Raw genomic sequence first — 14,367 nt, forward strand, 5'->3', positions numbered from 1 at the left:
TGATGCAGTTTGGAGCCCAGCGCGTTATGCGGGTATCTATTGGAATTGAAGCGGGATTACAAAAGAAGCACGCTACCCTATGTTGAATACGGCCGCAAAACAACAGATGCACCGCCTCCCCCAGCCCCGGACGGAACGCCATGGCGCACCCGAAGCTATGATGCCAAGGTCGAGTTTTTACTGGATAGCCAGGTCCTGAGCGTCTGAGCCGCGATGGTTTGTAAGTGATCTTGATGGCCTGAGAGATCGCCCGATGGGCGAGATATTATATCTTCTCGCTCATGACCCTATCGAAAGGCTGTACCAGGTGGACCGCCCACCCCCGTGTCTGACCAACAGTCGCTTATCAACCAATGAGCGGAAGGTTGCTTTCAATGTGTTGGGACTGGCGCCATATTCTCTCACCATATCGCGGTTGGCAACCCGGCCATGCTGGCGGGCATAATCGAGGATCAGGACAGCCAGCTCAGGCAGGTCCGCCAAGGCACGCTCCTCGCGCTCGACCTTCATAGAGAGGCGGCGCTTTTGCTGCTGCAGGGCGCGCATGAAGAACAGCAACCAGGGCTGCCAATCGGGTTCATCGCTGCGGATTGTGGTCTGCGTCTGGCGCAAGGCCAGATAATAGCCTTCCTTGCTGTTCTCTATCACACTCTCAAGCGACGAATAGGGAACATATGCATAGCCTGCTTGCAACAGCAGCAAGGTTGTCAGGATGCGGCTCAGGCGGCCATTGCCGTCTTGGAACGGGTGTATCTCCAGGAAAACCACGACGAAAATGGCGACAATCAATAGCGGATGAAGGCGTTTAAGCGAGCGCATATCATTGAGCCACTGGACGAGCTCGGCCATGCGCTGCGGGGTGTCGAATGGACTGGCGGTCTCAAAAACCACCCCGACCATCTTGCCGCTCTCATCAAAAGCACCGACATCATTGGGTACAGTTTTATATGCGCCTCTGTGACGCTCATCCTTGCTGCTATGGCGCAGCAAGTCGCGGTGCAGCTGTTTGATATGGTTTTCTGTGATGGGGATATCCTCCCATGCCTGGAAAACCGTTTCCATCACCTCTGCATAGCTCACCACTTCCTGCACATCGCGACTATCGAACCGCTTAATGTCCAGCCTGGAGAGCAGCTGTTCAATCTCGCGATCGGTCAGCTTGCTGCCTTCAATGCGGGTTGATGATCCTATGCTCTCGATAGTTGCGACATGCCGCAAAGCTTGTAAGCGCTCAGGGGCCAGAGTCCCCAAAGCGCGCCATGCGCCCTTAAACTCGTCAATCTCCGAAAGAAGAGCGAGCAATTCGGGGGTGATCTTTATGGTGTCGGTGTTAAGCATACCCGTATATATACCGGATTAGACCGGAATAAATACCGGAATAAATACCGGTTTATACCGGATTATGATTGATGCACCATCGCGGACCTAGGTGCATGATCATACCTGCTCGATGCTGAAGTGCAGTGCTTTCTTGCTGGAGCGAATATCACTTGTGGGAAATTATAGCATGTCCTCCTCATCCCGGGCGGAGGCCATATAGAATTGTCGTTGCCGTTTTTTGGCGACCTCAACGATTTCGTCTAACTTGGTCGGGAAATGTTTTTGTGCCAGCATCTCAAGCACGATCTGGCAATATTCGGTCACGAGGCCGTTGCGCGCGATATTCTCGCAATAGCCTCTTTGCTCTGCGGCAATGCCATGCTCGATATAGTCGCAAGTGACTTCTGTCAGTGACTTGCCACTGGCCTCCGCCTTAAATCTTAGCCATTCCAGCATCTCATTATCGACGCGGATGTTCAGTTTTGGTTTGCGTTGTACCACATTTTACTCCCTCAATCCGGGCTAGTTGACGCAGAGAAAAGTCGCCGTAGCGGTATACTCAGATCAGCGCCCAGTCCGTTATATGTAGTACATTGTCACACATGAATCATTCCTTTTATCTCAAGACTTTAGCGCGATTGTGAGACAAATGTCTCACCTGTGGTACAAATGTGCCTGCCGTAAAGCATTGAATTTATGTGCCTTTCTTGCCCGGTTGCCGCGTAGGGTGTGCACTTTACCGAGGGACTAATTTTACTAGCGATTACAAGGGGCGTCCGAGCCTTGTTACATATTGCTGGAGAGCGTTGAAAGATTCCAAAATAAAACCCGTTAAGCTGCTTATGCAGCCGTGGTTTCCCTACCGATTTGCCTATGGTAGGACTCTGCGCAACCAACACAGCCAGACTAATCGGCCGTGGTTTCCCTACCGATTTGCCTATGGTAGGACCGTGCGGCAGAAAAGAAGCCGCATGACGATGCCGTGGTTTCCCTACCGATTTGCCTATGGTAGGACTAAAGCAAATTCACATTGACCCGCAGCCATGCCGTGGTTTCCCTACCGATTTGCCTATGGTAGGACCTGATGCGCTTTCGGCCGCACACTCTGTTCGCCGTGGTTTCCCTACCGATTTGCCTATGGTAGGACTCTTCGGCAGTGTGCTTCACCAAGCATGTTGCCGTGGTTTCCCTACCGATTTGCCTATGGTAGGACAAATCCTATGAAACCCGCCGCCTAGAGTATGCCGTGGTTTCCCTACCGATTTGCCTATGGTAGGACTTTTCACATCGTTGGCATCAGGGCAGCGGCGCCGTGGTTTCCCTACCGATTTGCCTATGGTAGGACATTGTCGGCGATAGAGCGATCTTGGTTAAAGCCGTGGTTTCCCTACCGATTTGCCTATGGTAGGACCGCCGCCACTGGGGCAGGCGCTGGCGCTGTGCCGTGGTTTCCCTACCGATTTGCCTATGGTAGGACTTTTCGGGAGGTCTATAAACTGGCCTCAGGGCCGTGGTTTCCCTACCGATTTGCCTATGGTAGGACCCCCATTTCTGCGCCTGCCGAGGCACTTTGGCCGTGGTTTCCCTACCGATTTGCCTATGGTAGGACGTTTGCTGTAATCGCCCGATGCAGCGAGTTGCCGTGGTTTCCCTACCGATTTGCCTATGGTAGGACGCACATATTTCTCGTACCCCCTTTGTGACTGCCGTGGTTTCCCTACCGATTTGCCTATGGTAGGACCGCCGCCACTGGGGCAGGCGCTGGCGCTATGCCGTGGTTTCCCTACCGATTTGCCTATGGTAGGACCAGGAAGGCGGCTATCCATGCAATACACGAGCCGTGGTTTCCCTACCGATTTGCCTATGGTAGGACTGTGCCGCCAATAGGCACGTCCTGCATTTGGCCGTGGTTTCCCTACCGATTTGCCTATGGTAGGACGCTGGGGGCGAACGATCAAGCGCTGATTAGGCCGTGGTTTCCCTACCGATTTGCCTATGGTAGGACTCAAGATAAATTGACATCGCACAAAGAAGCTGCCGTGGTTTCCCTACCGATTTGCCTATGGTAGGACAGCTTTTGCGCAAGCGATTGTGATTGCTGTGAATTTCGGAGTTTTTTGATTCCGGAATTCACAGCAAAACCATCTGAGAAGCACCTTCCGACTCTGTTTTTGGCGCGGTTCCAAGCATGAGTTCCATTCTCGCATATTGCTTATCGGTCACTTGCAGTGTGCGTATACTGCCTTCACTGGGCAAGTTTGCGCGCACTCTGCGAATATGTTTGTCGACAGCATCCTGCCCTCGGCAAACCCGCGCGTAAACCGATAGTTGCAACATAATAAAACCGTCTTTTTTGAGGAACTGTCGGAACCGATTGGCGCGCCGCCTTTGCGGCTTGGTTCGGGTCGGCAGATCGAAGAACACCATCAACCACATATAGCGTACCTCCGCAGCCTCCACCTTCAGTCGTGCCTTGCCAAGGGTAGGAACGGAACCTGCAATAGCCCGGCATCGCGGCCATTGATGGCTCGCACCAGGCTGGCGATCATGGCTTCTGTTGCCGCCAATACAGTCAGGCGTTCTTCTCCCAAAAAGACTGATTCATTCAGGATAGCAGCCATATGACGGCGATCCGTAACATCCAGCTCCTGCCCCTCTCTGTCGGTGCTGCGCTTGCGTGCATAGCGGTCAACACAGGGGCGAAAAGGCTCGATACAATCATCCACCAGGTTGAAGGCATTGGTGCGCGAGCGATGATGAATTCCGAATGCAGGCAGCAGCCCTGAGGCGGCACAAGCCCGAGCCAGAGCTGCACGAACAACGGCATAGCCATAGTTGAGCAGGCCATTTCTGCGATCCTGATCGTGCCGGCGAAAGCCTTCAAACAGTCTGGGCCAATAGGCACGTGCGGCCTGTGCTTCCATATTGGCCGGATCACCAGATCCTACCCGTGCGACCATGGAGGACAAAGCTTCGGCATGGTCATCGCCGATATCCCGCAAGACCGCAGCCTGATTTTCTATCTTCGCCCGGACCAACCTCTGCCAGAGCCGCTTTTGCAACGGCAGCGTCATCGCAATCTGGTCATGCGCCATGGCGGCCTGTGCATGATGCTGATGGAAAGAAAGCAACATACCGGCAGGGTGATGACGGCTGTCCGGCACGATCAGCGCCACACCTGACTCTGCCAAGGCGCTTAGCAGGGAACAGGTGAGCGATAGCTGCACGGTGTCGAGAATGATCCAGACGATATCCTCGACCGGAAAGCTGAGCTCCTCTTCCCCTTCAGGGGCAACCACTATTTGGCTATTTCTATAATTCAGCCGGGCGGGATTGGAGATGTGCAGGCCACGCCATGCCATGTACGAACCTCCGATGCTATTTCAGACCTGATGCCAAAACGATTTACTTCATATTTCTTGATAGATAGTAAAGTTTTCAAGCCTATGGCGTCCATGGAGTTGCCTAAATTGTCTTTTCGAGAATTGGAATTGTTGGGATTGAACAGAGATATTGCGCCTGTTCCTCTATGTAAGCCCTGAAAATACCCTTCCAAAATGCTTCCGTCGCGTTTCGTCACCTCGACATAGGTGCGAGGGTATAGGCTGAAGAGAAAACCAAAACTGTCATCTATGACTTGCCAGTCTCTCTCATCTTTATAGGCGATAACAGCGCGGTTAGGTGGCTCTGGCCATTGTTGCTGATTCATAATCTGATGCGGGTAGATGGGAACGGCGTAAAAGGCTTTCCTGCCACGCTTATCCAGCCTGCAAAAGATATCCACTCGAACCATATCGCCTCTGTCTGCCGTGCCGCCACGCACAGCAACGGACGGCTTGATCTTGGTCCGTAACCTCAACTTGCGTATCACATCGCCACTAGGCGATTTTGGGAGCTCATCCAGTGACTTCCCGTCTGCAAACCACTGTTCAACCGCGCTAATAATGGCTGCGTTGCGTTCCGGATCTTTGATCCTTGCGACATCACTTTGCTTCATATCGGTTACGGACTTACGTTCGAAAACGATATCCACACCGTCACGTTGTTTGACCTGGCGCACGGTTGCCGCATGACCCTCCCCTCTGGCGCGGCGGCGTTCGGGGCGGGCGACAAAGATACCGTTATACGCATGCTCAACCTCGCGACGAAAGCTGTGTGGGTCACCCCATGGCGGAGGTATCTGCCGCAGCGGGCGCGCAAGTCCCCTGCCCTCCCATTGCTGATAGGAACGGGTAAGCCACTGTATCTGTGCTTCGGTACAGGCGGCCACTATCAGTGCATCAAGCGCGTGGTGACGCGCATCATCAACCCTCCTGCCATCGATCTTTTTGAGCGACTCAACGCCCCAGGCATGACGCAATGCCGCCGTGAGGGCCCCGGGACGGGTCAGAACGCGCCGTTTCCCGTCCTTGTCCTGGCGCTCTACCTGCGGGTAGAACAGCTTCACCGCTTCGGCGAGAAGCCTGGCGGCATAGCGTGTATCATTGAGGTTCCGAGAGCGGAATCGTTCGGCCACCTCATCAGCATTTTCCAGCGTATAGTTGCGTTTCTTATATCCGCCATAATTGGGGTTGGATTCGATCCGCTCGACAAATTGCGTCCAGCCTTTCTCGTCTTGTGCGCGCATAATCCACTCATAGGGCGTATCGCTGCCCTTGTCCTGATTGGTTTTGGCCATGCACAGGGTCTTGTTGTTGAAACTGTCATCGCCAAAACGTGACCAGGGAAGGATGTGATCCACCTGAAAACTGTTGTCCTGCGCGGCAATCGACTTGGGAGGAATGGCTTGATCGGTATAGGGGCAGCGACCGCATTGTTCTTTCCACAAACGATAACGGAGCAATGTGTCGCTGCGCACATCCTCCACATCTATGCCAAGTTGGGCCGCCGCCTCAGCCCGTTCGCGCTTGCGCTGCGCGGTTGTTCGTTCGATGTTGCGGCTGATCTTGTTGCGCTCTTCCAGGCTCTTTCCAACATCCCGGGCCATCTCGATATGGATGGCGTCGGGCAGTCCCCAGCGATTACGCATCGCCCAAAGCTGCTTGAGACTCTCGGTCAGCGCTTTGCGCGCCACTGGGTTAGCGATTTCTGAGCCCATCTCCTTTACCAGGCGGTTGAACCTTGCCTTGTTGGTCACCTGCTCCCTGCCCGACCAGCGAGAAGCTGCATGGTCCCAGCCTTCAGCAGCACAAGCCTTATCATAGCGCAGGCCCTCCTCCAGATGCGGGATAAGTTTGCGTGCAGCCATGGCCGAGATATGCCCCGCCCCTTTGAAACGGGCGAAGGTGGGCAACGCCTCCAAAAGTGCATCAACGGCCCCTGCCGGGAGGTCCAGGACCTTCAGTTCGCATGATATTTTGCACTCTGTTTCAAAGAAGCTCAGTATATGGACGATCTGGTCAAGCTTTTCCGGCGTTGCGCTTAATGTACTCCATAGCCGCTCGCCCAGAGCCTCGCGCAGCTTCTTTGTGCCCGGCATCGCCTCGCCCTTGCGAGCAACGATGTCTTTATCTTCGTTTTCCGGCTTTATCGTCGTAAAAGACGCATCATCGGCCAGACCAATCGCTTTGCGCACAGCCTTGACGGAGAGCTTTGCAGTCTTGCCCATATCCGCGGTTATCAGCTGCAATTCCTCTGGTGTCAGCGAGCGGTTCACCTCACCATCGCTGATCCGCAGATTGACCAGCCTGGTCAGCAGGCGAAATCTTTCAAAAGAAGGAGAATAACGGGCCGCGCGCTTCTCGGAGGGCAAAAACAGGCAGGACCCGACCAGCTTTTCGCTGTCTTGAAACCGCCTTTGGTAAAAGGCCTCTGCTACAAATGCCTCCTCCAATGCTTCGCTCGCCAGCGCATTGCCCAATCGGCGCTGTGAGGCAAAAATCTGCTGCACTTCATGGGCAAGGTCATCGCGACTTTGGGTACGATCATAAAGGCCCTCACGATTGCGTTTGCGTTGGACATAGTCGGGATCACGGGCAAACAGTTCTCCTACAGTACGGTAGCGGCCCAGTTTTTCCTTCGTTATCTCAAGAGCCTGCAGCATCTTCTTATCATCATCGGGTTGATTGCTACCGCGCTCCTTGGCCGAGGATTTGAAACCCCGCCGCTTGGCGATGTGGCCAAGAGCAATCGCCAGTTCTTTGGGAGCTAGCGGTTTGTCCAGTGCCTTGGCACGAACCTCCCAAGGGTCAATATTGCAGTCTCTCAGAACCTCCGGTTCGTCAGTCGTTAGTAGACGGTGCTGCTTGAACAGTTTCCGTATCTCCGACATGCGTTTAGCCTTGCGGCGGATCACGCGTCGCAACAGACGATTACCTCGTCTGATCTGATTAGTCGGCGTGCGCTCCTTTTTGGTCTCGGGCGCGTCAAATATCCAGCTACCTAGAGCGATGATTTCGCCAGGCGCCTCGTCAATAACCGGCTTGCGCAATACAGCCCACCCGCAAGACGCGATACCAATATCAATCCCGAATACAAGGTCCGACAAGAAAACCTCCATTTGCAAGAATGCTCTTGACCATAGTGGATCAATATCGCAATAAAGCAACAGGCAAATCGGTAGGGAAATCACGGTAACAGTTTGGCCTGACTGAGAAGGATGCCTTTTGGCCTTTGATCTCCTTGAGAGAAATTCCTTAAACAGGTCCACTGATATCGGTTTTCATATCACCTTTAAGCCCCGCTACTATGATTGTAGTGGGGCTTAACTGTCTCTGTCTTACATGCTATAACGACTGTTTAGTAAGAAGGGGCGGTTAAAATCGATTCATACGAAATTCGTCATAAACTGGCTGAGATTGACAAGAGACGGCGCGAGATGGCCGCTGGGCGGAAGGCCATGGAAGAGCGGTTGGATCAGGTATTGGCAGCAGCAGAGCAAAGGGCATCCCAGCGCCCCCATTTTGATCGGTATCTTTGGTTATATGGGCCGATTGCAATCATGACTGTCTTGGCATTGGGCATGTATGCCGGGACATTGCTACCCTGACAGTGTAGAACGCGCATCACCGCACATCAGCCTCAAAAGGAGAAAACCAGGCAGCCATAATCCAGATAAGCCAATCGAGCATTTCCTTGGCACGCAAAACAATGCTCTCAGCCTTGAAGAAAAGCAGAAAATCATCATCGGCTCATTGTGGTTGAAATGTGTTTACACAAGCGAGCGTGAAGCACGAGACCTGATGAGGGATATCACCTTCTTCGTGAAAGACCCGGAAGAACGCAAGATCATGCAACCGGTTTTGGATGCCTTTGAGAAAGTAAGCATCTTTGATGAACATATCTGGCGTGATTGAACCATCTTTCTCCATAGATTCATATAAACATCAGTGCGTTAAGACGTTAATATCTAGGTTAGACAGTTAAGAGCGGGATGAGTGCGCTAAACTCCCTATGAAACCACGAGTCGCCAAAATCTTGCTGTTCCTGAAAGGTCGGTGATCTGTTCCTGAAGGGTCGTTGACGCGTTCCTGATGGATCGTTGATGTGTTCCCAATATGTCGTTGGGCGACGATATGGAGTTCCCATTGTGTCGAAACCTCAAACTACGCCAAGTTGATGGTTGCCAAATTGAATCACTTTCCAATGGCTTGCGGCGAAAGAGGTTCAATGTGCGTTTCGTTAGTCGATCTGGCCGATCTCGGTTCTACCTATGTGGCGACGATCACGACATATTGGGAACGCCCCTCCCCTGCCCCGTGGCTGTATATGCCATACAGGCGGTGTGATTTCCCGATCTATCCTCTCGCAATTACAGGCTATGGCGGTTGCGGGCATGGTGGCGCTTGACCCAACCGATAAAGGCTTTTTGCCAGTTGGCCGGAACCCTGCTTGTATCTGCATTGACCCAGGCTTCAAACTCGGCATGCAGTGTGTAAAGGTCCCAGCCTGGGCATTCACGACGAAGCAAATCGCGAGTGTCCTCGGTAATGATCCCTCTGGTATCGTCATAGCGCAGTCCCGCGCCGACATTCCGCAGTAGCGCGCGGGTATCAACGAAGGAGGCGCTGTCGGCATCATTGGTGGTCTGCTTGGCTCCCCTGCCCTGCCCGCAATTGCCAGGGCTTACATGCTTTTGCTTCTGCGGAGCGTGTTCGGAATGTTTCCTCGAGGAAACATTGGCTCCTTTGGCTTTCACAGACTCCGCGGTCGTTGTCGTGCCCTTCATAGTGATGGTGCTATCTGCAGCGGCAGTAGCGCTATTTTCCCGTCGCATGCGGATAAGAGGTTCGCCCTCCCCTGCCCTGTTTTCGACCAATAGCTGGTAGCCGGGAATAGCGTTTTTGTCGGCGAGCTTGAGTATCTCGAATTTGAAGCGGCGATATTGCCCCTCTGCTCCTGACTTCTCAAACAGTGTCGGCATAGAGATGGCAAAGCCCTTCTCCCCTGCCCCGCCTGCGTGTTCACGGGCCACCTTATAGAGCCAGCGCTCGCGCCCACCGGTAATGTCAAAATAGGCGCGGTCAATGGCGAGCACCCCACCCTTCATCAAGACGCCTTCATAGAACCAGTTCGACAGCTCCAGCGTCATGCCGCGGCTGCGTTCGGTGCGTTCATCGACCAGTTGCGTCCAGCCATCAAGCCAGCTGAATGTGGCTTCGCGACGATTCTCGGCACGGATATTGGTCTTGATGGTTGTCGATACAAGGCGGTCAAGTGCCTGTCCCAAAAGTTCATAGGCACGGCCCGTGGTCGGGCGGCCAATGGCACGCAGCAGATCATAGGGCATGATGTGGAGCTTGCGCGGAATATCATTGGTGCCACGTCGTGCCATATCCGCCAGCATGGAAGCGCAATAGATGAGAACATCTGCGTCCCATATCGTTGCCATGCCGTAATCAGGATTGGCTGACACATGGACCCAGAGCTTGCCATCCGGGCTGGTGTAGTCAATTGGCTTGGTCCGGCGTGTTTTTGCCAGCGAGAAAAAGGGGCGCTCCATCATTTCGCGCTGATCACGGAAATTGAGGTCAGCAATATAGGGCAGGAACAGGTCAAACTGTTCATTCACCGACTGGCGCTTGGCGCGGCTCATGGGCTTGGCTTTCTGGTGATGGGGCAGGGCGGTGAACCGATGTTTCCTGCAGGAAACATTTTGCCCGAAGCCGGGAAACCGGGCTTCCGTGCCGTTAGAAGGGCAGGGTGAGCCATGCTAGCCAATATCACGCCCCTGTTTCTTGAGTAGGGCCAATGCCTCTTTGAAACTGCGGGCCAGTTCGGCTTCGCTTGCCCCTGATCCTGCATGCAGGCGAATGGTCACGCCCTGTCGATTGGCGCTCTGGATGCTGAGGGCTAGGCGGCCCATTTTGCTCGCAAAGCTCACCGGCTCAAAGGCCGGGGCAGGGGAGAGCGCGCTATCGCTTTTATGCAACATAGCAATAATCGCCGCGGCGTCTGGCAGGGGCTCATCCTGGTCTCGCATCTCTTTGAGTGTCGCCTTTACTGTAGCGATATTGTTTCGGACCAACGGGCCGGTTTTAGCATCATCTAAGGCCTGCGCCAGCTTATAGGCCGGGTTGAGCGCTAGGCCCTGCCAGTCGGGAAAGCAGGTAAGCAGATCATCGGGCAGGGTGGCGACTTTTAACATCTTGGAGAGCCAGCCCTTGGAAATCTTCAGCCGTTCGGCCATGCGCGTTTGATGATTGCCATAATGCGCGGTCAGTGCATGGGCGTAATTGCGTGCACGCTCAATATCCGAGACATCTTTGCGCGCGCGGTTTTCAATATCGGCGAGGCGGAACGCAGCCTCATCATCAAGATCGGCCACTTGTGCCAAGAGCTTCATATCGGGATAGCTGTTGGCGCGTAGCCAGCTGATGGCGAAATGGCGGCGGGTGCCAGCGATCAGCTCATAGTCATGGCCCTTTTTGCGTGCTGCCTTGTCATCGACCCTGCGCACCACCACCGGCACTTTCTGCCCGCCCTCGGCGATGATCGAGTCAATCAGATCGTGGCAATTGTCGGCATTGATCTGCGCCTGGATTCGAGCATTGCCGGACCAGATGCGGACCTTTGCAGGGTCAAGCAATAGCTGGGTTACCTGTTTGACCTCGCCCGACGCAATGCGTGCCAGAGCGCTTTCGCGGCCCAACAGGCTGGTGCTGGCGCGGCGGCTTGATGTGTTAGCACTGTCTGCGCGCTGAGTCGGAGTAGGGGGAGCGCTTGTCGATGCGCCGTCCTTGGTTGCTGCAGTTTCTGCATCGGCACCTTCCTCGACCTCATCGGCCAAAAGGCTAGCCAGATAATCGCTTTGTTTGCGTGCCATCAGGCTGCTCCTTTCCAATTTGCAGCGAATATAACCCAGAACGCTATAAGAACGTCGTGTTGTAGGAAAGAGCCGTGATTTGCCATCATAGCGCCTCCATGCGTTCGGCAAGCCGGGCGGGTTGGTCCATATGCTGGCTCAGGATGGCGATGATCAATGCGCGATCATCCTGGGGCCGTATGAAATACAGTTTGTGCATCTTGCATCGCAGAACAAATATTGGGCCATCTTGCCCCGCAATCCCTTTTACCGCTTTGACTAAAGGTGTGCCATCGGCGCATTGCCGCATTCCATCGATTAGTGCATGACCATAGCGGCGTGCTTGCTCCACACCCCATTGCCGCCGGGAATAGCGGATAATGGTCTCATAATCGGCGAGGGCCAATGGATGCAAGGTGAAGCGGGTCAAACAGGGTCATCCTCGTCCAATATCCGTTCCATGACCTCTTCCAGATCGACGGTGACTGCATTGCCCGTCAGCGCCTCCCTGGCGCGGCGTTGCATTTCGGCGGCAAAAGCATCCCACTGCTTGCGCTGTTCCGGCGACATATCATCAGGGTCCATGTCTTCCAGCCTGCCCAGAGCGAATTCCCCCAGCGGGCGATTATCGACCCAGGGTTCATCGCCCCATTGCGCTCCATCGGGCACTGCGCCGGGAAAGGGTTGTTTGACCGTCTTGTCAGATTGGGCAGCCCTGGCCTGTTGCGGCTCGGGAAACAGCCGTTCCAGTGCATATTGCCGGATCGTCTTGCCTTCCAGCGCTGCCATGGCCTTGAGCGCTTTATGTTGGTTCTCGCTGATGTCGATGGTCAGTCTGCTCATACAAGCCTCCTTGATGCAGCCCTATTTCCGGGCGAAGTTTCCTGCAGGAAACATACCATCATTCCCACATTTTCGCAAATGTGGGAATGATGGCGCTCTTGGATGCCCCTGATTGCAGGCATAGTAATCATGATTGGCGTCTTAGGGGCCATTGATCACCTCTTCGGCGCTGGCAGGGGAGGCGACACCCCAGCTGCGCCGCACCAGTGCTTCTATTTGCGCCATGGTCTCGTTGAGATTGGTCTTGCAGCGCTTATGGGTTTTGGCGGTGCCAATCGGTTGATGGAGCTCATAAACCGTCATCATGCGGAGCGCAGCATGGCTGATTTCCGCGCTTTCCAGTATCGCCACCGGGAGCAGGGCAGGGCCGAAGGTCTGCTCCATAATCTGTCGCACCATGGCGTGGCTCGGGTCGTTACTGTCAAATTTGCTGCAGATCAGCCGGACAAAATCATAATGCACCTCAATGCCCGCCTGGGTTAGCTGCGCCGCCACCTGTTCCATCATCGAGAGAAATTGGACCGTAGAGCAGAAATCCGGCGTGGTTGCGGCTAGCGGCACTAATAGCGCATTGGCCGCCTGCATCACCGCGAGGCTGATAGTGCCGAGGGCAGGGGGGGGATCAAGCAGAACAATATCATAATTACTCGCCAGATCGGCAAGTCCCGCTTTGAGCTTGCGGAAGCGCGTCGCCAGTACCGAACCGCCATCGGCACCGGCGGCAGCAAGTTCATATTCAACGTCGAACAGTTCAAGGTTGGACGGGATGAGGTCGACATTGGGCCAGGGCGTTTTCTGCACCGCATAGAACAGATCATGCTCGGTCGGATCGATAGAGAGATAGGGATAGAGCGTTTGTTCGCGCCGAATGTTGAAATGCGGATTAAAGCCAAACAGCGTCGTCGTTGTTGCCTGGCTATCGCAATCGACCACGAGCACACGATAGCCCTGCACCGCGAAATAATGCGCCAAATGAGTAGTGACGGTAGACTTGCCGACACCACCCTTGAAGTTCTGCACCGCGATAATCGCCGGAACGTCAAGCGGAGCGCGAGCAGGGGAGGCGCCCAACACTTCGCGCATATTGAGCAGCGCCTCAATCGAGTAGCCGGGGCGACGGCCATTTTCTGTTGGTAGGGGAGGGGGGAGGCGCCCATCTTCCTCTGCCATGCGGATGCGATTGGTCGAACAACCAAGCAGCGAAGCGGCCTCGGCAATGCCGTAACGCACTGCCAGCGCCTTTCGCGATTCCGGTAAAAACGCCTGCCGCCGCAAGCGCTCAATCATCTTCTCTCCAGCCTGCGCCATCTCGGCGATGCGTTCTACTTCAGAAGAGATAGATTTTGAATGCATTCCCGAGCCTCATGGGATAGTTGAATGTTTCTTTTCCCATAGTGCACATTTTTGCTTCAGTCCAGGCCTTGCAGAGCATTGATCAGGGCCTGGTGTCTGGCAGAAGGTCGCTCCTTCTGTCTATCCATTCAGCGCAAAAGAACCTGGTACCGGTCATTCAGAAAGCGGTGAAGAACCAAAACAGCCGTTTGCAAGCATGGGCACAGCTTATTCCAGCACGGACCCGACCACAGCGCAAACCAATGTGCTCGCCGAAATATTCGATCTATAGATTGCTGAACGACGATCCCAAATTTTTCCCTCTCTCCGATGATGCTGGAAAGTCATGCGGTGATTTCGGTTCCATACCTAAGGGTGAGGAAGTGGCTTGGCTTTCCCCATCGGGGAAAGCGGAAAATATTTTGGTGCATTAGGGACCATCTCTCCCGGCCCTCAAGAGACTGATGAAAGTTTGCAGCAAGGAGAGCGATTTGAGGGTAACGGGCAGTAAAATAAGTCCCTTGGGAGAGAGCACACCGAACGCGGCAACCGGGGGCAAAAATGGATTAATATCAATGACTTGCGGCGGGCACATTGGTGACACATGTGACACATTTGTACCGCAAGCG

At 54.3% G+C, this 14,367-nt stretch carries 11 protein-coding genes and 1 CRISPR repeat array; of the genes, 1 reads left to right on the forward strand and 10 read right to left on the reverse strand.

Annotated elements, in window-relative coordinates; genetic code table 11:
• Positions 1-279 precede the first annotated feature (279 nt).
• The 5 genes from RB602_RS02265 to cas9 form a co-directional block, all read right to left on the reverse strand.
• Complete coding sequence (locus tag RB602_RS02265; RefSeq protein WP_317082582.1) at positions 280-1,338, reverse strand: Fic family protein; 1,059 nt, start codon at positions 1,336-1,338, stop codon at positions 280-282.
• A 162-nt stretch (positions 1,339-1,500) separates the two neighbouring features.
• On the reverse strand, positions 1,501-1,821 hold the full coding sequence (locus RB602_RS02270; protein ID WP_317082583.1) for a hypothetical protein: 321 nt from the start codon (positions 1,819-1,821) through the stop codon (positions 1,501-1,503).
• A 346-nt stretch (positions 1,822-2,167) separates the two neighbouring features.
• Positions 2,168-3,392: direct repeats of the CRISPR family, unit length 36 nt; unit sequence GCCGTGGTTTCCCTACCGATTTGCCTATGGTAGGAC.
• Positions 3,393-3,450: 58 nt separating this feature from the next.
• Positions 3,451-3,756: a CRISPR-associated endonuclease Cas2 gene (cas2, locus tag RB602_RS02275; protein WP_317082584.1), complete on the reverse strand. Its 306-nt coding sequence runs from the start codon at positions 3,754-3,756 to the stop codon at positions 3,451-3,453.
• Positions 3,757-3,782: 26 nt separating this feature from the next.
• Positions 3,783-4,682, reverse strand: a complete 900-nt coding sequence (gene cas1, locus RB602_RS02280; protein ID WP_317082586.1) for a type II CRISPR-associated endonuclease Cas1 — start codon at positions 4,680-4,682, stop codon at positions 3,783-3,785.
• A complete protein-coding gene (gene cas9, locus RB602_RS02285) occupies positions 4,640-7,807 on the reverse strand; it encodes a type II CRISPR RNA-guided endonuclease Cas9 (RefSeq protein ID WP_317082588.1) in 3,168 nt (1,055 codons plus the stop codon). The genes cas1 and cas9 overlap by 43 nt, the downstream gene beginning before the upstream one ends.
• Before the next feature lie 478 nt (positions 7,808-8,285).
• On the opposite strand from cas9, the gene RB602_RS02290 reads away from it, so the two are divergent.
• Entirely contained in the window at positions 8,286-8,615 is a 330-nt protein-coding gene (locus RB602_RS02290; RefSeq protein ID WP_317082589.1) for a hypothetical protein, read from the forward strand.
• Positions 8,616-9,070: 455 nt separating this feature from the next.
• Here RB602_RS02290 and RB602_RS02295 read toward each other — a convergent pair whose 3' ends face one another.
• From RB602_RS02295 to RB602_RS02315, 5 genes are all read right to left on the reverse strand, one after another.
• The gene (locus RB602_RS02295) at positions 9,071-10,354 is read right to left on the reverse strand and encodes a replication initiator protein A (protein WP_317082590.1); all 1,284 of its coding nucleotides are present in this window, start codon (positions 10,352-10,354) and stop codon (positions 9,071-9,073) included.
• Between the two features lie 117 nt (positions 10,355-10,471).
• A complete protein-coding gene (locus RB602_RS02300; RefSeq protein ID WP_317082592.1) occupies positions 10,472-11,584 on the reverse strand; it encodes a ParB/RepB/Spo0J family partition protein in 1,113 nt (370 codons plus the stop codon).
• Between the two features lie 85 nt (positions 11,585-11,669).
• Entirely contained in the window at positions 11,670-11,993 is a 324-nt protein-coding gene (locus tag RB602_RS02305) for a type II toxin-antitoxin system RelE/ParE family toxin (protein ID WP_317082594.1), read from the reverse strand.
• The gene (locus RB602_RS15375) at positions 11,990-12,406 is read right to left on the reverse strand and encodes a hypothetical protein (RefSeq protein ID WP_406568384.1); all 417 of its coding nucleotides are present in this window, start codon (positions 12,404-12,406) and stop codon (positions 11,990-11,992) included. The genes RB602_RS02305 and RB602_RS15375 overlap by 4 nt, the downstream gene beginning before the upstream one ends.
• Before the next feature lie 141 nt (positions 12,407-12,547).
• On the reverse strand, positions 12,548-13,759 hold the full coding sequence (locus tag RB602_RS02315) for an AAA family ATPase (protein WP_406568385.1): 1,212 nt from the start codon (positions 13,757-13,759) through the stop codon (positions 12,548-12,550).
• Positions 13,760-14,367 lie beyond the last annotated feature (608 nt).

Origin of the sequence: Parasphingorhabdus sp. SCSIO 66989, assembly GCF_032852305.1 — a bacterium.
Lineage (GTDB): Bacteria > Pseudomonadota > Alphaproteobacteria > Sphingomonadales > Sphingomonadaceae > Alterisphingorhabdus > Alterisphingorhabdus coralli.